We start from the raw sequence: 24,604 nt of genomic DNA, 5'->3' as shown, positions 1-24,604 counted from the left end.
CTTTTTTTATTGCCTTATTCTTATTCTTTTTCTCTTTATTTTACATCCAAGTGTTCTTTTAGCTCATTTTGAATTTTTGTTTTTTCTGCATCGTCTACAATTAAATACCATACTTTATCGATTGTTTGTCCAGTGCCTTTAATTGTAAGCTGCTCAATATTACCAGCTGCTGCTTTGTATTTAGATTGAATATCAATCATTTCATCGAAGGTAATATTTGTTTTGATATTCTTACTTAACGCATCAAAGATTGAATCAAAATTTGTTAAAGAGCTTAAGCTAGCTCCTTCTTTAATAACAGCTTGGATAATCATTCGCTGTCTTAACTGTCTACCGAAATCACCTCTTGGATCATCATAACGCATACGGGAGAATTTTAAAGCCTTTTCTCCATCCAAATTAACCGGCCCTTTTGCAAAGTGAACTCCTTCATAAGTGAAATCTAAATCATTATCTACCGTTACTCCGCCAACAGAATCAACAATATCTTTAAAGCCTTCCATATTGATTTGCATAAAGTAATCAATTGGTATATCGAGGAAGTTTTCTACCGTATCCATCGACATTGCAACACCGCCAAAGGCATATGCATGGTTAATTTTGTCTGTAGTACCATGCCCAACTATTTCAGTGCGAGTATCGCGCGGGATACTTAGCATTTTAACTGACTTTTTATCAGGATTTACTGTAAGGACAATCATTGTATCCGATCTTCCAGAGTCACCATCACGCTCATCGACACCCAGCATTAAAACGGAAAATGGTTCCTTGCTGCCAAGGTTTAAAGTGTCCGTTCTTTTGGTCGTCTGTCTATCAATCGGCTCATGCATATTATTAACAGCTGTGGAAAGGGAATTCCATACAGTATACAGATATATTCCTATCCCAATTATAAGGAGAAGAAGCACAATACCCGTAACCTTTAACCATGTTTTCTTTTTTTTCGGTTTATTTCTACTCATTTAACAATATCCTCCATATCTTGACAAGAAATGATAGTAAACTTATTTCAAGAATAGCAGAAATCATCTCTACTGAACATCTTTTTTAGTAACAATAAGAAAAGCAACATTGCCTTTCAATCAGTAATAATTAGCAAATTTATAGTCATTTGTTTATCACAGGTCTTTTGGAATGATTATTAAATGTTATGGATAAACTTTTCGTATACAATAAAGTCATGAAAAAGAGCTTAGAACCCTATTATTATGACAACATGCAGAAATTATTATCCGGCAAAGCTAATCTTCCATGCGTAATATTTCGTAAAGATTGTTTAAATAACGAAAAGTATATGATAAATGTTCTATAATAGATGATGATACACTAATCCCTGAATGTATAGACGATCTTTAAAGGAGAAAAGTTGCAAAAAAAATTAGGTTTTTGTTTATTTATGTGAAAAAATGGCGAAATAATGGGAATACCATCAAAAAGTGTAGCCATAGAGCTTTTAGTTGAATTGCAGTATACTAAAGATAGTAGCAAGAGACGCACTAAAAATTTATTTATAAGAGAGGTATTTTTTTATGAGTAAAGTGAAAAAAGCGATTATCCCTGCTGCAGGATTAGGAACTAGATTTTTACCAGCAACGAAAGCAATGCCGAAAGAAATGCTGCCAATTGTGGATAAGCCAACCATTCAATATATTGTGGAGGAAGCTATAGCATCTGGGATTGAAGATATTCTTATTGTTACTGGGAAAGGTAAGAGAGCGATTGAAGATCACTTTGATAATGCCTTAGAATTAGAAGAAAATTTGATTGCAAAAGAAAAATTTGCCTTATTAGCAAAAGTGCAGGAATCTTCTAATGTGGACATTCATTATATACGGCAAAAAGAGCCAAAAGGATTAGGACATGCTGTTTGGTGTGCAAGAAACTTTATTGGCGATGAGCCATTTGCTGTATTATTAGGGGATGATATTGTTGATAATGACAAACCATGTCTAAAGCAATTGATGGATCAATATGATCAAACACTTTCTTCTGTGATAGGTGTACAGGTAGTACCTGACTCAGAAACCCATCGTTACGGGATAATTGACCCTTTGCCGGATACAAAGAGAAGATATCAAGTAAAGAAATTTGTAGAAAAACCTGAGCAAGGAACTTCACCTTCTAATTTAGCGATTATCGGAAGATACATATTTACACCACAGCTATTTCATTTTCTTGAGTCACAAGAAGTTGGCACAGGAGGAGAAATACAACTGACAGATGCTATTGAGAAGTTAAACAAAATTCAGCGTGTTTTTGCATATGAATTTGAAGGAAATCGTTACGACGTGGGAGAGCAATTTGGTTTCATTCAAACAACGATTGAGTTGGGGTTAAAACGCACCGATATTAATTCACAATTAAGAAGTTATATATTAGAGCTTGCTGAAAGACTAAAAGAACAAGAAATGAATAAACTTTCTAAGTAATAACTTTTAGATAGTTTTTGGGAAATAAAATGAAAAATAGAGAAAACTGCCTTCTATAGGAGGCAGTTTTTTGTCATATAGTTAAATAAATCACTATGAATAAGTCTTATGGACTAGTTCTGGTGGATGGGTGAATTTTTATAAAAATAGCAATTTTGACAAGAATCGATAAAAAATAGATAATATTACCTACGAATTTTCGTCGAATCCTCTTAACATATTTACCATTTTACTAGATAATAGAATATAGAAAAAATAGATAGGAGTGAGTGGGAAATAGAAACTCGAGTATTTTGGAGAATAGCAGGTACAGCTTTGTTTTTATGTTTTCTTTTGTTGTTAATGTCACCCCAAACGAACATAAAAGCAGCAGAAAATACATGGTCCTCCAATTTTTACAATAATAAAAACTTATCAGAAACACCTGTTTCTAAATCGTATAACAATATAAGATTTAATTGGGGGAAAAACGAGCCTATAGCCGGAATAAACAAAGATAATTTTTCCGCTAGCTTTGAAAAAAATATAACTATTTCGGAATCACAAAAAGATTATTTTCTTCATACCTATGCAGATGATGGTGTGAGAATGTATTTGGATAATCAAAAGAAAATCGATCGTTGGACAAGTTCAAGTAGAAATTACTCAGCAGCACCAATGACTAATTTATCTGCGGGCAATCACACCGTAAAAACTGAATATTATGAAGGCGGAGGAAATGCTGTATTATTTGCAGATATGCTTCCTTTCGGTTCATGGATTGGTTACTTTTACAATAATGAAAAATTCAGTGGCAATCCGGAAGATGCCTTAGTATTTACACCAGATAAAAATGGCAATTTAAGCTTTGATTATCAGTATGGTAAGCCTAATGCTAAAGGAATTGGATCTAATCATTTTTCTGCTAAATTTTTTACCTATAAAAAATTGCCAGCAGGAAATTATATTTTACAAACAAAGCATGACGATGATACACGTATCTACATTGATGGGAAATTAGTTCTCGATAGTGATCGAGTTTCTCAAGATACTAGACTAATAAAGATTGAGAATAGCCAAGGAAAGGATGTCCATGAAATTCGAATTGAATATGTAGAGAAAACAGGAAAAAGTTATTTGCAATTTTCTCTAAAACCAGTTCAAGAAGCATTATCAACATCCACTTGGTTTGCGTCCTATTTTAATAATACAAACGTTTCAGGGAACGCTTTTGTTTCAACAGGAATAAAAGATATTAAATACAATTGGGGGAAAAGCGCGCCAAATGCTTCAACCAATAAGGACAATTTCTCAGCATCGTTTTATAAGCTTTTAAATAAAGGGGATTACTTTGTTTATACATTTGCAGATGATGGTGTACGAGCGAAAATTAATAATTCCATTTTGTTTGATCGCTGGACAGGCAGTTCAGGTAAAGCAAATAAGGCATTAATCACCAATCTAAATCAGAATAATAATGTGTTTCAGTTAGATTATCTTGAAAAGACAGGTAAGGCGTTTGTAAATGCAGATGTTCTTCCATTAGGACAATGGCTTGGCTACTATTATTCTAATACTAGCTTAAAAGGTGCCCCTGCAAATAAAACCATTTTAAAAGGGGATGGCAAAGGAGCATTTAGTTTTAATTATGGCAAGAATGCCCCAATGTCTGGTATACCAAAAGATAATTTTTCAGCAAGCTTTACAACTGCCTTAAGGCTTAATCAAGGTGAGTATGTAATCCGTTCTGTCGCAGATGATGGCATTCGTGTTTATGTGGATGATAAATTAGTTATCAACCGTTGGACATCTGCGAATTCAAAGGAAGACGCATATAAGATTAATATAAGCGATAGAACTAATGAAGCAGATTCATCGAAAAGAAACATTCATTGGATAAGAGTGGAATATCTTGAGAAAAAAGGAAACGCGAAATTGAATTTTGATATTAAGCCTATTAATCAAGTAGTTACAAACCAGGAATGGGTGAATATTTTTTATCCTAACACCAGTTTATCTGGCAATGGAACAGTTATAGGTGGATTAAATTCAAAGAATAAAGTTTCAAGCATCCAGTATCTTTGGAAAAAAGATGCTCCTATAGCAGGGATGCCAAAAGATAATTTCTCCGCCTCTTTTTTACGGAAAGTTTCGGGAAACAATGATTATTTTGTTTCCACTTTTGCAGATGATGGCATTCGTGTAAAACTAGATAATAAGACGGTAATCGATCGTTGGAAGAATTCTAGTGGGACATTTGATAAGGCAATTATTAAAGGAGCAGGAAAGGGAGAACATATCATTCAAACAGATTATATGGAGAAAACAGGAAATGCTTATGCGTTTGCTGATATCCAGCCTTTAGGTAATTGGGTAGCTTATTATTATAATAATAAAAATCTCTCTGGAGCTCCGGTTACATCAAATGTAATCAATAATTCTAATTCTAATACGCTTACCAAGGATTATGGGAAAAATGCGCCGATTTCAAAAATCAATAAAGATAATTTTTCAGCAAAATATGTGACTGCTAAAAGGCTGGATGCAGGCGAATATGTTATTAGAGGATTATCAGATGATGGTGTAAGAGTGTATATAGATGGAAAACTTGTCGTTGATAATTGGAAAAATGGTTCTTATCGTGAAAAAGCAACAAAGGTAAAAATAGATAATGTAAATGGCGATAATGTTCACTGGATTGAAGTGAGATACTATGACAATAAATCAACGGCTAAATTCCAAGTCTCTATCCAGCCATATAATGAACAAAACATGATTGATGGTACTTGGTATGCAGAGTATTATCCAGAGGTAATAAACAAAAATCAATCACCTTCTTACAAGGTAACAGATTCAAAGAGAAATGTTGTTATTGGCGGAAAAGATTCTTTAAATAAAATCTATAATATCGATTTTAATTGGAAGAAAGGATCTCCTGATAGTGCTATTCCTTCTAACAAGTTTTCGGCTGTTTACAAGAAAGTGCTTAATGTTACGGAGAACAGTAATTACAATTTTAAACTGAAAGCAGATAACGGAGCAGTACTTGAGGTGGATGGAAAAGTACTAATCGATGCTTGGAATGGGAATATTGGTAAAACAAAAGAAGTAATTGGTTACTATCTACCAAAAGGGAAACATACTTTTGTGATTAAATATTATGAGGGAAGCGGCGATGCGCATCTTTCTTTTGATATGGAAAAATCAAAAGTAGTGACAAAAACTTATAATGACTTGAAAACTTCATTAAACGATGCTGTGAATATTCAACTTAGCAAAAATGCGCAAACAGATAAAAAGTATAAAGCATATATGAGAGAAGATGCCTTTGAATATGTAAGTAGCAAGAATGATTATGCTTTTGTTAAGAGCGGTACGTGGAATGTTAGAGGTGGGACCAGCAAAAATAGTTGGGTTATAGGTACCTTTAAAGGAGATTATAAAGTTACCATTCTATCAAAAACAGCTAAGAAAGACAGTGACGGGAAATACTGGTATGAAGTTGACTTTTATAAATATTCGGTGCCAGTAGGGAAAGTTAAACCCGATATAACACCGAAGTATACAGTTAAATATAATACGTGGGTAAACGCTAGTCCAACTGACATTAAATACTATATGAATCCAAGTAATTTTGAGAATGACAACAAGCAGAAACTACAATTTTTATTATTATCTTCTAGTGCGAATCTAAATTCAAAAGAAGTAAATGATAAAATACTTAAAAATAGAGGGATTCTAGCTGGAAAAGGAAGTTCATTCAATAAAGCGGGAGAAAAATATGGTATTAATGAAATTTATTTGATTTCCCATGCTTTATTAGAAACTGGAAATGGAACTTCAAGTCTGGCAACTGGTATAAAAGTTTCTAGTGTCGATGGAAAAAAAGTTACACCGAAAACAGTATATAATATGTATGGTATCGGGGCAGTGGATGGCTCTGCAGTAAAGAGCGGATCTGAATATGCATACAAGATGGGCTGGGATACTCCAGAAAAAGCGATTATAGGTGGAGCAGAGTTTATAGGGAAGAATTATATTAATAATGCAACATATAAACAAGACACACTTTATAAAATGCGCTGGAACCCTAGTAAACCTGGTGTACATCAATATGCTACAGATATAGGATGGGCAAGCAAACAAGTAAGCAGTATGTATAATTTATATAATATGTTAACTTCTTATCGTATGGATTTAGAGATACCTAAATATAAATAAAAGCGAATTAACAAGGTCAGAATACAAGTGTTCCGACCGGATTTAAAGTCAAAGCCAAACAATTACATGTTGATTGTTTGGCTTTTTATGGATAAGAAGGTTGTTTCAGCGAACTCTCCTGAAGCTGAGGTTGTGAATCGTAGTTTTAACCAATACCTTTTATTGGTTAAAACTTTCAAAATATAGGGTAGTAAAGATAGTATAAATACCTTGCTGTCACTACCTCTATCGGTAGTGGAATGAAAGGTATTTATGATAAGGTTTGAAATCTATCTTTTTTCTTTATATAATGTTTGATAGATTGTATGATCTAGGTTGAAATATTTCATTTCAAAATAAGCGGAAAGGATGTATAGTAATAAAGGCATTGCAATTTATGCTAACGTATGATTAATTTAAACAAGAAATAAACATTGTATTCCTCAAAATAAATATATATAGTGTAATCCCATTAATTTTGGTGAGAATAGATAATGGGAACAGCTTAAAGAAAGGTTCTATAAGATAATGGCTTCTATTGTTAAAGTATTAAAAGAGCAAGTTAATCATTTTCATTTAATTAGAAGATTATCCCTTTATGAGTTAAAAAGTGCTAATCGCAATAACTATTTAGGGATCTTGTGGGAAATAATCAATCCGGCAATCCAAATTTCGATTTATTGGTTTGTATTCGGATTTGTACAAAAAAGGCATGATGTAAAAGGTGTTAATGGAGAAACCTATCCCTATTTTATATGGATGCTTGCAGGTATTTTGATTTGGTTCTTTATATATCCTGCCATAACGAAAAGTTCTAAATCCATTTACACGCGTTTAAGAATGGTATCAAGGATGAATTTTCCATTAAGTGTTATACCTTCTTATGTCATTATGTCATTATTGTATCCACAATTATTATTAATGGTTCTAGTAATGATTATATATCAATTTATTGGGTATCCAATTTCCATATACTATTTGCAGATTCCGTATTTTTTATTTGCTGCAGTTATGTTTTTATTTGCGCTTGCATTAATAACTTCAACTATTTCTACCATTGTAAGAGATTTTCAAATGCTTTTACAATCTTTAATGAGGGTTCTTTTGTATCTAACTCCGATTTTGTGGCCTGCTAATCATCTAGGAGACAAATTTGAGAAAGTTATGCAGATAAATCCGGTTTATTATTTAATTGAGGGTTATCGCTATGCCCTTTTAGGACAAGGCTGGTTTGTCACAGAGCATCTAGGAATTACGATCTATTTCTGGAGTTTAGTACTTGTGTTACTTTTTGTTGGAACGTATATGCACGTTAGATTTAGAAAACACTTTATTGACTTTTTATAAAATTGGAAGTGGTTTAATGGAGAAATCAGTTATTGTTAAAAATTTAACAAAACGGTATAAATTATATGAAAATAGCAGCGATAAATTAAAGGATATTTTCTTGCCTAAAAGTTATGGGGAACCTTTTTATGCTTTAAGAGATATCAACTTTGAGGCAAATCATGGCGATGTTATTGGATTTGTCGGAGTAAACGGATCAGGTAAGTCTACTCTATCGAATATTATTGCAGGGATTGTTCCACCGACAGAGGGAACAGTAGAAATCGATGGACAAGCCTCTTTAATTGCCGTAGCTGCTGGTGTAAATAATGAACTTACGGGTAGAGAAAACATTGAATTGAAATGTTTGATGCTTGGTTTTTCGAAAGAACAAATAAAAGAGCTGGAACCAGGAATTATTGAATTTGCTGAATTAGGAAAATTTATTGATCAGCCTGTGAAGTCATACTCTAGTGGGATGAAATCACGTCTAGGCTTTGCCATTTCGGTAAATACAAATCCAGATGTCTTAATAATTGATGAGGCATTATCTGTAGGAGATAAAGCTTTTGCTGAAAAGTGTTTAGCGAAAATGGATGAATTCAAAAAAAATGGAAAAACGATGTTCTTTGTCAGTCATTCGATTGGCCAGATGAAAAAATTCTGTCAAAAGGGAATATGGTTAGAACATGGTCAACTGAAAATGGAAGGGAAAATTGATGAAGTTATCCCTGCCTATGAAGAATTTTTAGCTAAGTATAAAAAGATGAATGATAAAGAAAAAAGGGAATTTAGAGAACAGGGCTTTAAAAAGCAAAGTGATCCCGAATATATTGGAAAAATATAGACCGCCAGATAAGGCGGTTTCTTATTTGTGTAAATTTGTTTTAGTTCGTAGAATATGTGGAATAATAATGGAAAATTACTTTTTCTTGGTATATGATGAATGATAGATATAATAGTAATTTATATATTGGAAAATACATATGGATTGGGGAGGTTAATGGAATGACTGAATCCTATAACCGAAATAGCTTTGAAAGAGAGAATAATATTCATTACAACACGGATGGATACTATGTATATGAAAAAAAAGCAAACATTTTAGGAATATTTAAGAAGAAAATGGACAAATTAGTTACAGTTGTTACTCCGGTATATAATGCAGAGGAAAATATAAAGAAAACGGTTGAATCTGTCATTAATCAAACAATGGATTTTAATCAAGTGGAATATATCCTTGTAGACGACGGATCGACTGATAATTCACGACCTATTCTGCTAGATTATGCTAAAAGATATCCAAATAGTATTAAAGTTGTTTTTCTGGAAAAGAACACCGGTACGCCTGGACATCCAAGGAATTTAGGAATAGAATTATCTACTTCTCCATATGTGACATTTTTAGATGCAGATGATTGGTTAGAAGAAGATGGTTTACAGACATTGTATTCTATTTTAAAAGAAACTAATGATGATTATGTGGTTGGGAAAACGATTCAGGTCGAAAGCAAATCAACAAAGATTGTTGGAGAACATGAATCATGCATGGAAAGAAGAAGTGTACTTCCTACTTCAATTCCCCATATCTTTCAACATTTAGGACCAAGAGCAAGAATGGTAAAAACATCTTTATTAAAGGAAAATAATATTAAGTATCCAGAAATGAAATTTGCTGAGGACAAGCAGTTTTTCATCGATGTTTTGGTCCATGCGCGCGCCATCTCCACTACAACCAAAACGATTTACTATTTAAATCGTTTGGATGAAAATAATGCTTCACTAACGAAACAAACTGATATCATGCATAAAATGGATACGAATATTAAAGTTATTAACTATGTTAAAGCAAAGCAATTGGATGAACAAATAGAAAAAATGATTTTAAATAGATTATATGAGTTTGACTGTATTACAAGATTTTTTAATAGACAGCATTTTTTCAAAAGCAAAAATAAGAGTGCCTATTTTAAAAAATTTGCAGAGGTAGTCGAAACAACAAAGGATTTAAAATATGATATAACAAATCAATTTTTCCATCATATCAATAAATCTGCTTATCAAATGTACCTAAATGGTGAATTTGACAAAATAGCGAAATTATTTATGTGGGATAAAAGTCAAAAAGTGAAGGAAGTTATTGTTAATGATAACTTACCATATATGATCACTCCTGTTGAAGGATATGAACATATAAGAGTATCAATGGCAGCTTTCTTTAAGGACGGAAGTTTCCAAGAAGATGGTTATACATTTAAATTCTATGTATATGGAGATTATACGGAGAATTTAAATGAATTAATTTTTCGAAATCGAAGCAATCCAGACGATCAATATTCCTTCTCTATTTCGAAAGCTGAAGAGTATCTCTATGAAACATTTTTACCTAACTCAGCATTAATACAGCTAGCAAAAGGAAGCTATGGAATCTTTATTAAATATAATGATTATCAAAAAGTAAGTATAAGCCGAATAGATCCTCATCAAAAAGTATTAGATAAAAAATCCTTTCATTTTTATACAACCGTTAACTCTAATTTAGGATTGAATGTTGGAAAATAGAAAGAAAACAGTGGCTTTTTTAAGTCACTGTTTTCTTACATGAAAAATCGTATACTAACTCTATTGAACGAACGATAATTGGTGAAAAATGTATTAATCAGTTGAAACCTTCTGGACTTTTATACGTCTTATATTATGATAGTAAACAAAGCAATTATTTTTATGTAATATAATTGTAAAAAAAGATAGTAAATTATAGAGACCAAGTATCTCATAAATGTGCTATAATAAATCTCGATATTGTAAGGAAAGACGGATGCCTACAAATGTGCGTTATTAAGGCATTAGGGAGGATCTATATGATTTATATAATGCTTGTTGTATGTTTTATCGCTTCTATCTTGCTTACTCCTGTAGTAAAAAAGCTTGCATTTAAATTAGGAGCAATGGATAAACCAGAACAACGTAAAGTTCATCAGAAAGTTATGCCTCGCATGGGTGGTTTAGCAATATATATAAGTTTTTTAATTGGAGCATTAATTATTAATCCGGATAAAGATTATCATTATCCTATTTTACTTGGTAGTGCGGTAATTATTGTAACTGGAATGCTAGATGATATTTATAATCTTTCAGCGAAAGTGAAATTTCTAGCGCAAACATTAGCAGCCGTGATTGTTGTTGTTTGGGGTGGAGTACAGGTAGAATTCATCAATCTTCCTTTTGGAGGTAAATTGGAGTTTGGGTTCTTAGATATTCCGATCACTATTCTGTGGATTGTAGGAATAACCAATGCTATGAACTTAATTGATGGATTAGATGGTCTAGCATCAGGAGTCTCTAGTATCGCATTATTTACGATTACTGGAATGGCTATGATTATGGGGAATGGGTATGTAATTGCTATTTCCTCTATCGTTTTAGCGGCCACATTAGGCTTTTTATTCTTTAATTTTTATCCTGCTAAGATTTTCCTCGGGGATACGGGTGCGTTATTTCTCGGCTATATAATAGCAGTTATGTCATTACTCGGATTTAAAAATGTAGCGTTAATTTCCTTTGTTATTCCTGTGATTATCTTAGGGGTTCCTATTTCCGATACGTTTTTTGCGATCATTCGTCGTTTAGTGAATAAGCAGCCGTTAATGGCGCCTGATAAATCGCATTTGCATCATTGTTTGTTAAATGTAGGTTTTACTCATAGACAAACAGTAATTATTATTTATGCAATGGCCTCTTTCTTTGGCTTAGTTGCTGTTATTTTTTCCCAAGCTAAGGTGTGGGGAGCCATTTTATTAATTGTTACAGTATTGTTGGTTATTGAATTAATCGTAGAGAAAATAGGATTGGTAGGGAAGAATTATAAACCTATCTTAAAATTTATCAATGATATAAGATATTCAGCAGAAAAAAAATAATGATTATAAAAGTCGGGAATGTCTCTAATAACGGAGACATTCCCGACTTTTATTATTATGCATTTACATCCATTCATTCTCTTTCTTGAGAGAAAATGAATCTATTTCTTCTCCTTCTTCATCATCAAGATGAAAGATCTCACTATCATAATGCTTTAAGTGTTCAGGAGTAACTTTATTGAAAATATTTAACTTTTTCATTTCAATCCCTCGCTTAACTACTTTAATACCAATAAAAATAGTATGTACAAATTTGCAAGCTTTTAATTCGATTTTCTATCTATTATTTAAGGGAGTGAATAAAAAAGAGCACAGAGGCTATGCTCCGTGCTCTATATAATAATTACCTTTTTGGCTATTTCACATTTTTCACATATTGTGCTGATACATAACCAGTGACTTTCCCATACTTAATTTTGTACCAAGAACCGCTTTTCGCGTATATGGTGACTTTCTTATTGTTTGGGATCGAACCAACCTTTTTGGAAGAGGTGGAAGCTTTTTGTCTAATATTAAGATTAGAAGCTTTTACAGTCCCTGTTTTTACTTTATATAAGGTGAACTTTTTCGTAACTGTACTCTTTAGTTTACTTCCATTTACAGACTCTACAGACACAGTGTAGCTGCCGTCTGCTGCTTTTCCAACACTCCAAGTAAAAGAATGGATTCCTGTCTTTAATGATTTATTAGAGGCTAGAGTTTTAACTACCTTGCCTTTACTATTCAAGATTTTTACTGTGGATGTTGCTGATTGATTGATATTAAAGCTAGTCTTTATCTTGTTACCTGCTGTATCATAGCTTGTTTTTACATCTTTTATTGTTGGTGCAACAGCTTTTTTAAGCGTGAAATTTTGTTTCTCTGTTTTTTCTTTTCCTATATTATTAACCGCTTTTATCGTTAGCGTATAAGTGCCATCTTTTACACTACGGACATCCCATTTATAGGAGGACGTACCGGCAGATAGAGACTTATTGCTAGCTAAAGTTTTCATTACTTTATTCTTGCTGTCCGAAATCGTCACCGTTACTTTAGATGGTTGATTGATAGCGAAGGATGCATTAATAGTATTGCCTTTCTGATCATATGCAGTTTTGATGGAACTAATACTAATAGTTGGCACTTCTATTTTTGCGACCTGGAAGGCAATGTTCGTTGTCACTTTATTATTCGCAATGTCCGTTGCTGTTATTTCAGCTGTGTAACTGCCATTATTCCAGCTTGAAGCATTAGTAGTATAATCGTAACTACCAGCTTGTAAGGCTCCATTGTTTAAAAGTGTAGCAACACTGTTTCCATCGTTATCTTTAATTGTTACAACAGTACTAGTTGCTTTTGTTAGGGTAAAGCCCACTTTAACCGTATTGTTTGCTTGATTAAATTCAGCTTTTCCTTCTTTTAGTTCAGGAACTGTAATTGCAGCAGTCTTACTGTATTCTGTAACTAATTGTGTTCCAGGATAATAAAACGCTAAGATTGTATTGTACTTCTGTCCAGCACTTGCGCGGTTATTTGCTCCATATTGGCTTAAACCAACACCATGTCCATATCCTCTTCCAGCGATGCTGTGTGTATCAACAGTAGAAGAGCTCTTTGTAATGAGATAGCTTTTTACATTATTTATGCCGATGATTGCTCTTACTTTCGATGCTGCCACATTTGCCTGTTTTATTTCTTGTAAAAGGAGTGCTCCTTTTGAATCTCTCTGATTTTTTACATAGAATTGAATGGAGATAGAACCTGTGCTTACTCTTTTCGTTGTAGAAGGGTTATCAAAAGATAAGGTAGGAACAGCGACAATTTTGATGTCTTTATCCTTATATCCATTATCATTTAACCATTTTTTTATATTCGTTGTAATGGTGCTGTCTTTTTCAGAAACTTTATTCCACCAAGCATCTGGGTTTGCTACATCATAATCTTGCATATTTATTTGGGCTTTCTGAACATTGAAGCTCCATGTATAGCTTGTATCAAACGAATCTTGTGCATTTACTAAATAAGCAAAATCATTGCCCCATACGTTTTTCGCCGAATCCATTACCCCGCCGTTACTTGCAGAGAAAACAGCGTCAATTAAGCGATTATTAAATTTTAGGACTTGGCCAGTTGTTGCTTCAACTGCTTGATCTGAATTAGGATGGGAATCATTTAAGCCACCATATACTTGATGGCTGATTGTATCTGTAATGGTTTTGCCGCCATAATTCCAAGAATATGTTCTTGCTGCCACTGCCTGTGCTTTTAAAGCTTCTATATTCCAGGAAGCAGGCATTTCACTCGGAACAACGCCTTTAAGATATTCTTCCATCCCAAGAGTGTTAACCGGGCGAACATAATTAGAACCATTTATCGTTTCCATCATAAAGGTAAAAGAACCTTTGTATTTTCTATTGTTAATTGTTAGATAATCATCAGGATTGGATGGAGCAAATGTTAATGAATCAGCTTCATAAAGAAAAGTACTTCCTTTATATAGCTTAAGTTTAGCTTGTTCTATTTTAAGGGTATAGGCTGTTGTATTGTTTAGGGAAATTTTTCCATCTGTCGTTTTATATGTTCCTGATGGTGCAATGCTAATTTGAGTTTTGTTTCCTAGATAATTTTTTAGCATAACATGTACTTGTGGTTCACTGCCGCTTGCTGCATAAGTGGGCTGTCCAAATGTAGGTAATAGAGAAATACATAAGATGAATGATAACAACAATGAGAATGTTTTTTTCAATATCGTTGCTCCTTTTATTTAATTGATGTAGATCTGTAATTTAATTGAAACCATTGGAACGAGAGAAGAGTAAAACTTTCTTTCATCATGAAGCTAGTATGATTCTATCATACTTTTATACTATTGTTTCGTGGGTAATACTGGTATTTTAAGAGGTAAATAGTTTTGATAGAAGTCGAGTGAAGGCAAATATAGATGTAAGCAGAAGAAGTATAAATTTTTTGCAAAAAAAGACATACACCAGAAGATAAGTGTATGTCAGGTATAAAGATTAATTTAAAGTAGAAGTGTCTGTTGTAGTGCTTGTATTAGTATTAGTATTAGTATTAGTATTTGATTCAGTGTCTACTGTTGTATCTGTATCCGTTGTACTGTTGGAGTCAGATTGAAGACTTTTAGTGATTCCTAAATGTTGCTGAAGAATCGATTTTGTTTCTGCTAATGCTGTTTCATCCAATTGATAGATGTATTTATTATCGACACGGCCGTCAGTTCCAGCTAGCGTTAGTGTCTCCACTTGTAAACCATTATCCGCAGTTGCATATGCAATTAAAGATTGCATATCGCTAAATGATAAGTCTGTTGTCATATTGCTTCCGATCGCTTCCATCACTTTTGAGTATTTGGTAATCCCTTCGATAGAGACTGCTTTTTTCATAATGGCTTGCATAATTAATTGTTGTCTTTTCCCACGTTCAATGTCGTTATCGATTTTTCTTGTTCGTGCAAGGGCAAGTGCTTGTTCGCCGTCCAATTCTTGATAACCTTTTTCAAGATGAATGGCGCCTGCTTTATCTTTTGAGTTTTGTTCTGTAAATGTTACTGGAACATCGACATCAATTCCACCTAATGCATCTACTACATCCATAAAGGCATCGAAATTCATTTTTACATAATAATCAACAGGAATATCTAGCAATTCTTCCACTGTGTCTAAAGTTGATGAAACTCCGCCGAAATAATGGGCATGGGTAATTTTATCAGAATAGCCGCGTTCCGGAATATATACATAGGAATCACGTGGGATGCTCAGCAATTTAACGGATTTTTCTTTTTCATTTAAAGTAGCAAGCATGAGAGCATCGGAACGAGAACGGGTTGTGCCGGATTTGCTCGATCTTTTCTTACTATCATCTACTCCAATGAATAAAATCGAAACGTCATCAATGTTTGGATCTACTTTTGTATCCCTTTTAGAATCACGGTCAATTGGCTCGTAAGAATCATCAGCCACTGATTTTGCCTTGGAATATAAGGTAGCTCCATAACCAATCCCTGCTAAGATAATAACCAGCAATGGGACAAAAATAAAAAGCTTAATTTTTTTTCGTTTCTTTTTCTTTGTATCCTTTATTAAAGTCTCTCTTGTATTATTTGCCATAAGTTTCTCCTTTTTGAATTAAGAAATAGCGGAATGAAATCATACATACTATCTTACCTCTATCACTCTTTAACGTAAATTAGTAGTTTATTTCTATACCAGGTATATTTTTGTATTAATTGTAAAAAATTCAAATGAGGGTTTCAGCGTACAAGGTGGCTTTTTCTTTTATAATACCTTGTCCATTCGTCAAGTCAGTTATCCAATCCTTATAAGTCTCCACCTCATCAGAATCTACAAAGACATCTATTTCGACATTTTCTAAATAATGGATATCTTTAATTTCATAGTTCTTTGAACGTAATTCATTTTCTATTTTACCAAGTAAGGGATACTCGATGGATACACTGATTATTTGCTTTAACTTTCTTTCGATAATACCGATATTTGCTAATCCTTCAGAGGTTGTTTTTCCATAAGCACGAATAAGCCCACCTGCACCAAGCTTAATCCCACCAAAGTAACGGGTAACAACGACTGTTGTATCTTTCAGTCCTTTTTTCTTCAGGACCTCAAGAATTGGTACTCCTGCGGTGCCACTCGGTTCCCCATCATCGTTTGCTTTTTGAATTTGATCATGCTCTCCAATTAAGTAAGCAGAACAATTATGTGTTGCCTCTTTATGTTTTTTCTTGATTTCTCCTATGAAAGCCTGTGCTGCTTCTTCTGTTTCTGTTCGAGCGATATGAGCAATAAAGCGTGATTTTTGAATAATTAGTTCATATTCTCCGTAGCTAGGCACAGTAAGATAGGAAGGAAGCATATGGGCAGCTCCTTTCTTTGTGTCTCTTTCCACTAATATTGGTTTGTTCGTTATATAAGCTTTTTTTTGTAACCATTTTCTATAAAAAAATAGTAGAAAATCGATAATTAGTCTTATTTCATTATAATTCGACATTGTTTATTGTTCAATTATTGTTCGCATTGTAATCAAATCTTAATATAGCGATTTAGCAAGCATGATATAATAAGTAAAACTCCATGCTCGAAAAGACCCGCTACATATGGTATGGGCTATATTTCATGGAGAGGCTTACGAGTCTTTGATTACAGGCGCCGTTATCTATCTATTTTCTTTTACTTTTTTTTTGGTTTAGAATAGGATAAGATTATATTATTGCATTTTTACATACTTTTTCACAGTAATTCTTGATGTTAATAGGTCTTCGGACATGGTTTTATATAGGGGGATATATGTCTAAATAACGATTTTAATTTATTTTTCGATGAATTAAACATATTATTAACTTTCAAGCTAAAATAAGAATGGATGTTGGAAGGGTTTTAGCCTTTTTGGAGGAATTAAATATGTTGATAAGGAAATTTGACACAAAAACGTTAGATTATATTGTAGAACAAATGATTAAAACCGTTGGTTCAAGCAAAGATGAAATTTTTCGTATTGGAGAACAATGTCGACAAGATTATGAAACCCTTACCGAAGAATTAAAAGAAATGAAAGTTCTTGTATTAGAAACGATAGAAAAAGGAGACAAGCTAGAAATCCAGTCTCGGTTTGCCCGTAAACGCTTATCAGAAGTGAGTAAGCATTTTAATGAATACTCAGAAGCAGAAGTACGCGAAGCTTATGAAAGAGCACATACACTGCAAATGGATTTGAGCATGAATCGGCACCTAGAAAAGCAGTATCGAGAACGCCGTGATGATCTAGAGCGGCGATTGTTAGGGCTAGATGAAACAATTAAGCGGGCAGAACATCTGGTCACACAAATTTCTGTCGTGATGAATTATTTGGTTAGTGATTTAAAGCAAGTTGGCGAAGTAATCGAAGACGCCAAACAAAAGCAGGATTTCGGTCTGAAAATTATTGGTGCCCAGGAAGAAGAGAAAAAAAGACTTTCTCGAGAAATACACGATGGTCCTGCACAAATGATGGCAAATGTAATGATGCGTTCTGACTTAGTGGAAAGAATATATAAAGAGCATGGGGCGAAAGAGGCCTTTGAAGAAATCAGAAATTTAAAAGTGATGGTACGAAGTGCATTATATGAGGTAAGAAGAATTATTTATGATCTTCGTCCAATGGCTTTAGATGACCTAGGTCTTATTCCGACGCTAAAAAAATATTTGAAAACAACAGAAGAGTATCATGAATCAATTAAAATTGAGTTTGCCACCATCGGAAAAGAAACAAGACTTCCAAGCAAATATGAAGTTGCCATTTTTCGCTTAGTTCAAGAATCAGTCCAAAATGCTTTAAAGCATGCAGAAGCATCTAAAATCTCCGTAAAAGTAGAATTACGAATGGAGCAAGTTATCGTCTTAGTTAAGGATAATGGAAAAGGATTCGATAAGAATGAGAAAAAAGAAGAATCCTTTGGTTTAATTGGGATGAAAGAAAGAGTAGAACTACTGGATGGGGAATTAACCATTGATTCCAAACTTGGAGTTGGAACCATTATTATGATCAACGTTCCTATTAGATGATAAAAATGACTGTTTTCTAGAAGTATGTTATTTTAACCAAAATGATGTTTAACACTTTTGCGTTGAATGGAGTGGAGGATACTTGTCTGGATAGGAAAGCGAGAACTTCATTTTCCTACCAAAAATAACATTGGGACGAAAGCCTAAAGAAAATAAGGGAGGCGGAGCAGTTGACTACAAAGATAGTTATTATTGATGATCACCAATTATTTAGAGAAGGGGTAAAAAGAATTCTCGACTTCGAATCGAGTTTCGAAGTAGTAGCGGAAGGCGACGATGGTACACAAGCTATTCAGCTAATCGAAGAATACCAACCCGACGTAACAATCATGGATATTAATATGCCTACCATTAACGGTGTAGAGGCAACAAGACAATTACTAGAGAAATTTCCAGAGACAAAGGTCATTATCCTATCTATTCATGATGATGAAAATTACGTAACTCATGCCCTTAAAACTGGTGCGAGCGGTTATCTGCTTAAGGAAATGGATGCAGATGCTTTAGTTGAAGCAGTTAAAGTAGTAGCAGATGGAGGTTCTTATTTACACCCGAAAGTAACCCATAATCTCGTTAATGAATATCGCCGTTTAGCATTAGAGAATGCAAATTCGGATGAACATCATGTTCAAGTAGTAGAAATAAGAAGACCATTGCATTTATTAACAAGACGTGAATGTGAGGTCTTACAGCTTCTTGCTGATGGAAAAAGTAACCGAGGAATCGGCGAGGCACTATTTATTAGTGAAAAAACGGTTAAAAACCATGTAAGTAATATTTTACAAAAAATGAATGTGAACGACCGTACACAAGCAGTAGTTGTTGCTATTAAAAACGGTTGGGTAGAAGTTCGTTAAGAAAAAAGGGGTTACCTAAATCACTTGTTGGTTTGAGGAAACTCCTTTTTTTAACGAATAGTTCTATTTTGGTGAAGTTGGTGTTTTCCTTGCGATTATATGAAAATGCGAAAGAATTAGAGGAAGTGATAGGGAAGAATTATTGCCATTCTAATCAACCTATAAAGTGAAAAATCTGTTATAATAGTTCCTTGCCATTTAAAATTCCATATAAATTCCTCTTTATGTGCATTATAATAGAATTAATAGATAATGCTAATAAACTTTTTTAGTTAAAATATGTATACAAAGAATAGATAAGGAAGGTAACTAATTGCATGAAAACAGCTATTGTTACAGATAGTACGGCCTATATTCCTAAAGAGGTGAGGGAGAAGTACAATATATATATGATCCCTTTGACAGTCTTCTTAGGGTCAGAAGTATATGAGGAGGAAAGAGAATTAACTGCATCTGAATTTTATGAAGCAGTTAGAAAGATGGACCTGCCTACTACTTCTCAACCAGCTATTGGAAAATTTGTAGAGCTATTTGAAGAACTATCTAAGAATTATGATGAAGTAATAAGTGTTCATTTATCAAGTGGAATCAGCGGCACTTATCAAGGAGCCATTACTGCTGGAGACATGGTCGAGGGCATTGAAGTATTTGCTTTTGATACAGAAATAAGCTGCATGGTTCAAGGCTTCTATGCAATAGAAGCAGCCAAATTAGTCCAACAAGGGAAAACCGCAGCAGAAATCATACCCATTCTGGACGAATTAAAACAAACAAGCAACGCTTATTTTATGGTAGATGATCTATCCAATCTCCAAAGAGGCGGCCGACTTTCCAGTGCTCAAGCAATCATCGGCAGTCTCCTGCAGGTAAAGCCATTGCTGCATTTTAAGGATAAAATAATCGTCCCATTTGAAAAAATCCGCACAAAAAAAAGAGCAATGAGGCGAATTGTCGAACTTCTCCGCGAAGAAACGAATGGAGGTAGCTACTACGCTGCCATCATCCACGGTAATCGTGAAGAAGAAGCAAAAGAATGGAAAGCAGAATTAGAACAAGAATTCCCCAATATCGAATTCTCTTTAAGCTACTTTGGTGCTGTTATTGGTACACACTTAGGAGAAGGATCAATGGGACTTGGCTGGATAAAGAAAAGATAATAAATGCTGTTTGGAATCCCGGTTCTTGGAAAAGAATCGGGATTTTTTTGTGGAAGTCGCAAGGAAAAATGAACGGGGAAGAGCGCCCCTTTTCATTCCTTCGTCATGACTAGCTTGTAAATCGTGTTAGTCAAGCATTTACAGCTTTGTATCCTCCCTTACTACATTCAGTCCAGTACCGCTGTAAGAACTTGACTAGGCTCAAGGTCCCTTCTTGATCCACAAGGTGGTATTTTTAAACTTCCCCTATCTTCCAAAATACCACCATTTTTTCTTCTCCGTATTCTCAGCTGCAGTAATCTCTTTACGAGCCACCAGCGTTTGGCTCATCGATTCTACGAGCAACCGGTACCTCTCTTATAAGCGCTTCTCTATGTATTCATGCTGACCAAGGATTTCTTCAATCAGCTGTTTATTAATCTCCATTTGTTGCTCTCGGAAGCTTTTGAAATCTTCCATTATGTAAAAACCCGTAAACATTGTTAAATCAACGTTTACGGGTTTTGGGTGTGTTCCCAAACTTTGATTTGGAAACGTTATTTTGTATGGGGTTGTATATTATTATAATAATTTTTTCCAATAATCTGCAATGCGCTCAAAAGTTTTTGCTGTTTTCTCTTTAACGAAGTTATTTGCTGCTTCGTAGTCTTTATCTTGTTTAGAAATACCTTTTGTAACAAACTTCGATAGCTCATCCTGCAATTTAGCAATGAGGACATCAACATCTGATTTATTTTGAAGCATTCCGAATTTTTCTTTATAACCTTCAATCATTTTGGAAATTTCTGCTTCTGTATAAGTGATTTTGCCTAGTTTATTTGTAATCGATAAATTATTTTTTTGTTTGGCATTTAAAGAAGATGCATCCATATGTCGTGTTTCATAAATCTTCGCACGCCCTTGATAAAATTTTTCTTCGATTGACTTATAACTCAATACACGTTTTTCATTTCGCTTTGTGTATTGTTCAATCAATTGGTGAAAGCCCTCTTTCGCATCGCCTGTAACATATTTCTCACTAAATAGTTGTAATGCAGCTGTTGAAGAGGCGAGTTCTAATTGTGCCTCAGCAGAAGTTAATTGCTGTGTAATAGGTTTGCTTCCAGATTTTATATCTCGGCCTTTTGGTGTAGCAATATCTAAATTATCTAAGCCATCCGTTATATCTACAAGTAGATTTTCAATTTCTTCAATATCCTTCGCATTCTTCCCATCAAAGATACCATTATCATTTAAATATTGACTGAAAATAAGCCATTGGTCTCGCGGACGATATGAAAAAATATCAGATGGGTCCTCTACTTGCTGAGCAAACATTTGTGCAATTTCTTCATCTGTCGCTGCTTTTAGGTGTTTGATTTCATCAGAGAATCTTAAAGTAAAAGCTTTTCCGTCACGCTCTACTTCAATTTCCTTTTTCCCACCTAGTGGCTGCCCCGTTAGTACATCTGTATTGGTCGATACTTGTTGCTTAAATTGTTCTTTTACTGCTCCTTCAAACAAAAGATTAATTTGCATAACGACACTCCTTTTTTATTACCAGTTAATATAAAAACTGAAAATTGGTATTATATTTTATATCGACTAACGATAAAAAATTTAAATTATGTAGTTACCAAATTGCAGTTTAGTAAACAAAAGCAATTGGTTTTATTCACTAGTCCTTTTTTATCAAATAGGCAGGAATTCAAATGGCAGTATAGAATAAATTCAGTATAAAAAAGAAAGGAAGTGAGCAGTTAATCGTAAACCAATTGAATATCCATATCGAGCGCTCCACTTAGAGGCCTTGCTCTCGAGCAATAGAGCTCATCATCCTAATATTCCATTTATCAAGGGAAGTTGGCAGGATACAGGGGGGAAAGGACGTGGATTTTCCACTTTGTTTTTTGCCAGGTGATGAATGCTTTATTCCGCATGATTAACGCCTATGGGACGGAAAACATTTTTTCTAAATTGATGTAAATCAGAACTAGGAGGAAAATAATGCGTTTTTATCAAAAGGACAATATATTACTCCCAACGAAAAGTAATTCCCCTCACTCTTTCCGAATCTCAAATGCTTCCCAAAACCAACTGATAACGCCGTCGCTTAATAGCGCTTATCCATTTAATCCACAACTCCAAGCCACGCTCCAAGGTAAAGCTTTACTACTAGCTGAACTCCCCTTCTCTGAACAAGAAATCCAAACACATTACGAAAATGGTTATTGCTCATATAGGAAAGGTGTGGTGAAAAAAGCACGCAATAAATATATTTGCATGCGTTGTGGCAATGAAAATCAGGAGTTATTTGCTACTTTTCCCTGCGCGCGCTGTCAGGAACACTGCACTTATTGTCGAAATTGCATCATGATGGGGAGAATAAGTGAATGTACCCCATTAATTACATGGCACGGACCAGAACGAGATCAAGAAACATCAAAGATCACTTTACAATGGAGCGGCAGGCTTTCGCAAGGACAGCAAGTGGCATCAGAGAAAATGGAGCATATTATCGAGGTACAATCGGAGCTCCTTATCTGGGCCGTTTGCGGCGCTGGGAAAACGGAGATTCTTTTTAAAGGAATTGAAAAAGCACTGCGAGATAATCAACGTGTATGTATTGCTACTCCTCGTACAGATGTTGTTCTCGAGTTGGCTCCGCGATTGCAGGAAGTTTTTCCGGAAATAAAGGTACTGCCTGTTTATGGTGGTAGTGAGGAACGTCATCAGTATAGTCCGCTAACCATTAGCACGACTCACCAACTTTTCCGGTTCCACCAAGCCTTTGACCTCATTATTTTGGATGAAATGGATGCATTTCCATATTCCGTCGATAAATCGCTTCAATACGCTGTGCAAAAAGCTAGGAAAGAACAATCGACACTTATTTATTTAACGGCGACTCCCAATAAAGGCTGGCAAGAAAAGTGCAAGCATAACAAAATACACTCTGTGACTATTCCAGCACGCTTCCATCAATATCCGTTGCCTGTTCCAGATTTTCAATGGTGTGGGAATTGGGAAAAGGGCTTGAAAAAGGATAAGCTGCCTGTCATGCTAGTTGATTGGATTCGAAAACGGGTTCCACACAATAAACCAATGCTTTTATTCGTGCCGAAAATTCATTATATGGAAAAAGTAAAAAAGCTGTTGCAGCCAATTGTTGATACGATTGAAACAGTTCATGCCGAAGATCCTGATCGAAAGGAAAAGGTACTAAAAATGCGTAATAAAGAAGTGAATTTGCTTGTTACCACAACGATTTTAGAAAGGGGCGTCACTTTTCCAAATGTAGATGTTGCAGTGTTAGGAGCAGAAAATCGGATTTTCACAGAGAGTGCCCTTGTACAGATTGCGGGAAGAGTAGGGAGGAAAAAGGAATTTCCAGATGGAACGATAACTTTTTTTCATTATGGAAAAACAAATAATATGGTATTAGCACGAAAGCAAATTAAGAGTAGCAATCAGGAAGCAAGAGAGAAGGGGATGCTTCTATTATGATTTGTGTGATTTGTTTAGCTCCAGTTATACCGGAATTTAATTGGACCTATCTTTTCTCAAAAGAACCAGAATGTTATTTATGTGCCAGTTGTAAAGAGAAGTTAGCAGTAATAAAGGGAGATACTTGCCGAACTTGTGGCCGATCTCTGCAGTTGCTGGAATCTGTTCATATTAAGGATGGTATGTGCCATGATTGTCAAAAGTGGGAGGGCGTAGAGGAATGGAAAGGAATACTGCAATCCAACCAATCGTTATTTTTGTACAATGATTTTTTGAAAGAAACGATTGCACGGTTTAAATATAGAGGGGACTATCAAATTGCTGCAGCTTTCGTTTCATTTTTACCGAAGGATTTCGGAAAAAATAAAGTGGTGATGCCCATTCCATTAAGTGACGAACGTTTGTACGAAAGAGGCTTTAATCAAGTAGAGGCAGTTCTCTTTTATGCAAAAGTTCCTTACGTAAATGGTCTTGTGCGCACACATAGTGAAAAACAATCGAAAAAAACACGGAAACAACGATTACAGATAGAAAATATTTTTAAAATAGAGCAGAAAGAGGCTGTTATTGCTCAAGATATTGTTCTGGTGGACGATATATATACTACAGGTGCAACGTTACGAAATGCAGCGAAAGTGCTAAAGGAAGCGGGAGCAAAGTCCATCACTTCCTTTACGATTGCAAGATGAGGAGGAA

The 24,604-nt window shown here is 34.5% G+C and carries 17 protein-coding genes; 11 read left to right on the top strand and 6 right to left on the bottom strand.

The genetic code is table 11. The features are described 5' to 3' along the window. Positions 1-35: 35 nt before the first annotated feature. A complete protein-coding gene (gene tagU, locus NX902_RS20160; protein WP_144544698.1) occupies positions 36-962 on the bottom strand; it encodes a polyisoprenyl-teichoic acid--peptidoglycan teichoic acid transferase TagU in 927 nt (308 codons plus the stop codon). A gap of 567 nt (positions 963-1,529) precedes the next feature. Here tagU and galU point away from each other — a divergent pair. From galU to NX902_RS20130, 6 genes are all read left to right on the top strand, one after another. After that, positions 1,530-2,429 (top strand): UTP--glucose-1-phosphate uridylyltransferase GalU, encoded by a 900-nt coding sequence (gene galU / locus NX902_RS20155; RefSeq protein WP_095334294.1) that lies wholly within the window; start codon positions 1,530-1,532, stop codon positions 2,427-2,429. Positions 2,430-2,771: 342 nt separating this feature from the next. Next, positions 2,772-6,629: a PA14 domain-containing protein gene (locus tag NX902_RS20150; RefSeq protein ID WP_341123200.1), complete on the top strand. Its 3,858-nt coding sequence runs from the start codon at positions 2,772-2,774 to the stop codon at positions 6,627-6,629. Between the two features lie 507 nt (positions 6,630-7,136). Next, positions 7,137-7,955, top strand: a complete 819-nt coding sequence (locus tag NX902_RS20145) for an ABC transporter permease (protein WP_095334296.1) — start codon at positions 7,137-7,139, stop codon at positions 7,953-7,955. A gap of 16 nt (positions 7,956-7,971) precedes the next feature. Further along, positions 7,972-8,781 (top strand): teichoic acids export ABC transporter ATP-binding subunit TagH, encoded by an 810-nt coding sequence (tagH, locus tag NX902_RS20140; protein WP_095334310.1) that lies wholly within the window; start codon positions 7,972-7,974, stop codon positions 8,779-8,781. Between the two features lie 161 nt (positions 8,782-8,942). Next, entirely contained in the window at positions 8,943-10,496 is a 1,554-nt protein-coding gene (locus tag NX902_RS20135; protein WP_123258256.1) for a glycosyltransferase family 2 protein, read from the top strand. Between the two features lie 299 nt (positions 10,497-10,795). Then, positions 10,796-11,854: a glycosyltransferase family 4 protein gene (locus tag NX902_RS20130; RefSeq protein ID WP_123258255.1), complete on the top strand. Its 1,059-nt coding sequence runs from the start codon at positions 10,796-10,798 to the stop codon at positions 11,852-11,854. A 63-nt stretch (positions 11,855-11,917) separates the two neighbouring features. Here NX902_RS20130 and NX902_RS20125 read toward each other — a convergent pair whose 3' ends face one another. The 4 genes from NX902_RS20125 to NX902_RS20110 form a co-directional block, all read right to left on the bottom strand. Then, on the bottom strand, positions 11,918-12,055 hold the full coding sequence (locus NX902_RS20125; RefSeq protein ID WP_163186423.1) for a hypothetical protein: 138 nt from the start codon (positions 12,053-12,055) through the stop codon (positions 11,918-11,920). 154 nt (positions 12,056-12,209) lie between these two features. Then, positions 12,210-14,579, bottom strand: a complete 2,370-nt coding sequence (locus NX902_RS20120; RefSeq protein WP_123258254.1) for a SpoIID/LytB domain-containing protein — start codon at positions 14,577-14,579, stop codon at positions 12,210-12,212. A gap of 271 nt (positions 14,580-14,850) precedes the next feature. After that, a complete protein-coding gene (locus NX902_RS20115; protein ID WP_163186421.1) occupies positions 14,851-15,960 on the bottom strand; it encodes an LCP family protein in 1,110 nt (369 codons plus the stop codon). A 130-nt stretch (positions 15,961-16,090) separates the two neighbouring features. Then, complete coding sequence (locus NX902_RS20110; protein WP_123258253.1) at positions 16,091-16,723, bottom strand: YigZ family protein; 633 nt, start codon at positions 16,721-16,723, stop codon at positions 16,091-16,093. A gap of 545 nt (positions 16,724-17,268) precedes the next feature. Between NX902_RS20110 and NX902_RS20105 the strand changes: the two genes are divergently transcribed. The 3 genes from NX902_RS20105 to NX902_RS20095 all read left to right on the top strand — a co-directional run bounded on the left by NX902_RS20105 (position 17,269) and on the right by NX902_RS20095 (position 20,422). Next, the gene (locus NX902_RS20105) at positions 17,269-18,408 is read left to right on the top strand and encodes a sensor histidine kinase (RefSeq protein WP_095334302.1); all 1,140 of its coding nucleotides are present in this window, start codon (positions 17,269-17,271) and stop codon (positions 18,406-18,408) included. Between the two features lie 170 nt (positions 18,409-18,578). Then, the gene (locus NX902_RS20100) at positions 18,579-19,265 is read left to right on the top strand and encodes a response regulator (protein ID WP_095334303.1); all 687 of its coding nucleotides are present in this window, start codon (positions 18,579-18,581) and stop codon (positions 19,263-19,265) included. Positions 19,266-19,582: 317 nt separating this feature from the next. Then, entirely contained in the window at positions 19,583-20,422 is an 840-nt protein-coding gene (locus NX902_RS20095) for a DegV family protein (protein ID WP_095334304.1), read from the top strand. A gap of 561 nt (positions 20,423-20,983) precedes the next feature. Here the strand turns inward: NX902_RS20095 and NX902_RS20090 are convergent. Beyond that, positions 20,984-21,940 (bottom strand): hypothetical protein, encoded by a 957-nt coding sequence (locus NX902_RS20090; RefSeq protein ID WP_095334305.1) that lies wholly within the window; start codon positions 21,938-21,940, stop codon positions 20,984-20,986. A gap of 468 nt (positions 21,941-22,408) precedes the next feature. Between NX902_RS20090 and NX902_RS20085 the strand changes: the two genes are divergently transcribed. Then, positions 22,409-23,908, top strand: a complete 1,500-nt coding sequence (locus tag NX902_RS20085) for a DEAD/DEAH box helicase (protein ID WP_445668891.1) — start codon at positions 22,409-22,411, stop codon at positions 23,906-23,908. After that, positions 23,905-24,597, top strand: a complete 693-nt coding sequence (locus tag NX902_RS20080; RefSeq protein ID WP_095334307.1) for a ComF family protein — start codon at positions 23,905-23,907, stop codon at positions 24,595-24,597. Before NX902_RS20085 ends, NX902_RS20080 begins: the two co-directional genes overlap by 4 nt. The last annotated feature ends 7 nt before the right edge of the window (positions 24,598-24,604 follow it).

Origin of the sequence: Niallia sp. FSL W8-0954 (assembly GCF_038005605.1) — a bacterium.
GTDB lineage: Bacteria > Bacillota > Bacilli > Bacillales > Cytobacillaceae > Niallia > Niallia circulans_A.
The sequence above is the reverse complement of the archived record's forward strand: the minus strand, read 5'-3'. Positions and strand labels throughout refer to the sequence as shown.

Excerpts from the sequence above, each read along its gene's own strand:
- tagU (WP_144544698.1), bottom strand. The coding sequence starts at position 962 with ATGAGTAGAAATAAACCGAAAAAAAAGAAAACATGGTTAAAGGTTACG.
- galU (WP_095334294.1), top strand. The coding sequence starts at position 1,530 with ATGAGTAAAGTGAAAAAAGCGATTATCCCTGCTGCAGGATTAGGAACT.
- NX902_RS20150 (WP_341123200.1), top strand. The coding sequence starts at position 2,772 with ATGTCACCCCAAACGAACATAAAAGCAGCAGAAAATACATGGTCCTCC.
- NX902_RS20145 (WP_095334296.1), top strand. The coding sequence starts at position 7,137 with ATGGCTTCTATTGTTAAAGTATTAAAAGAGCAAGTTAATCATTTTCAT.
- tagH (WP_095334310.1), top strand. The coding sequence starts at position 7,972 with ATGGAGAAATCAGTTATTGTTAAAAATTTAACAAAACGGTATAAATTA.
- NX902_RS20135 (WP_123258256.1), top strand. The coding sequence starts at position 8,943 with ATGACTGAATCCTATAACCGAAATAGCTTTGAAAGAGAGAATAATATT.
- NX902_RS20130 (WP_123258255.1), top strand. The coding sequence starts at position 10,796 with ATGATTTATATAATGCTTGTTGTATGTTTTATCGCTTCTATCTTGCTT.
- NX902_RS20125 (WP_163186423.1), bottom strand. The coding sequence starts at position 12,055 with ATGAAAAAGTTAAATATTTTCAATAAAGTTACTCCTGAACACTTAAAG.
- NX902_RS20115 (WP_163186421.1), bottom strand. The coding sequence starts at position 15,960 with ATGGCAAATAATACAAGAGAGACTTTAATAAAGGATACAAAGAAAAAG.
- NX902_RS20110 (WP_123258253.1), bottom strand. The coding sequence starts at position 16,723 with ATGCTTCCTTCCTATCTTACTGTGCCTAGCTACGGAGAATATGAACTA.
- NX902_RS20105 (WP_095334302.1), top strand. The coding sequence starts at position 17,269 with ATGTTGATAAGGAAATTTGACACAAAAACGTTAGATTATATTGTAGAA.
- NX902_RS20095 (WP_095334304.1), top strand. The coding sequence starts at position 19,583 with ATGAAAACAGCTATTGTTACAGATAGTACGGCCTATATTCCTAAAGAG.
- NX902_RS20090 (WP_095334305.1), bottom strand. The coding sequence starts at position 21,940 with ATGCAAATTAATCTTTTGTTTGAAGGAGCAGTAAAAGAACAATTTAAG.
- NX902_RS20085 (WP_445668891.1), top strand. The coding sequence starts at position 22,409 with ATGCGTTTTTATCAAAAGGACAATATATTACTCCCAACGAAAAGTAAT.
- NX902_RS20080 (WP_095334307.1), top strand. The coding sequence starts at position 23,905 with ATGATTTGTGTGATTTGTTTAGCTCCAGTTATACCGGAATTTAATTGG.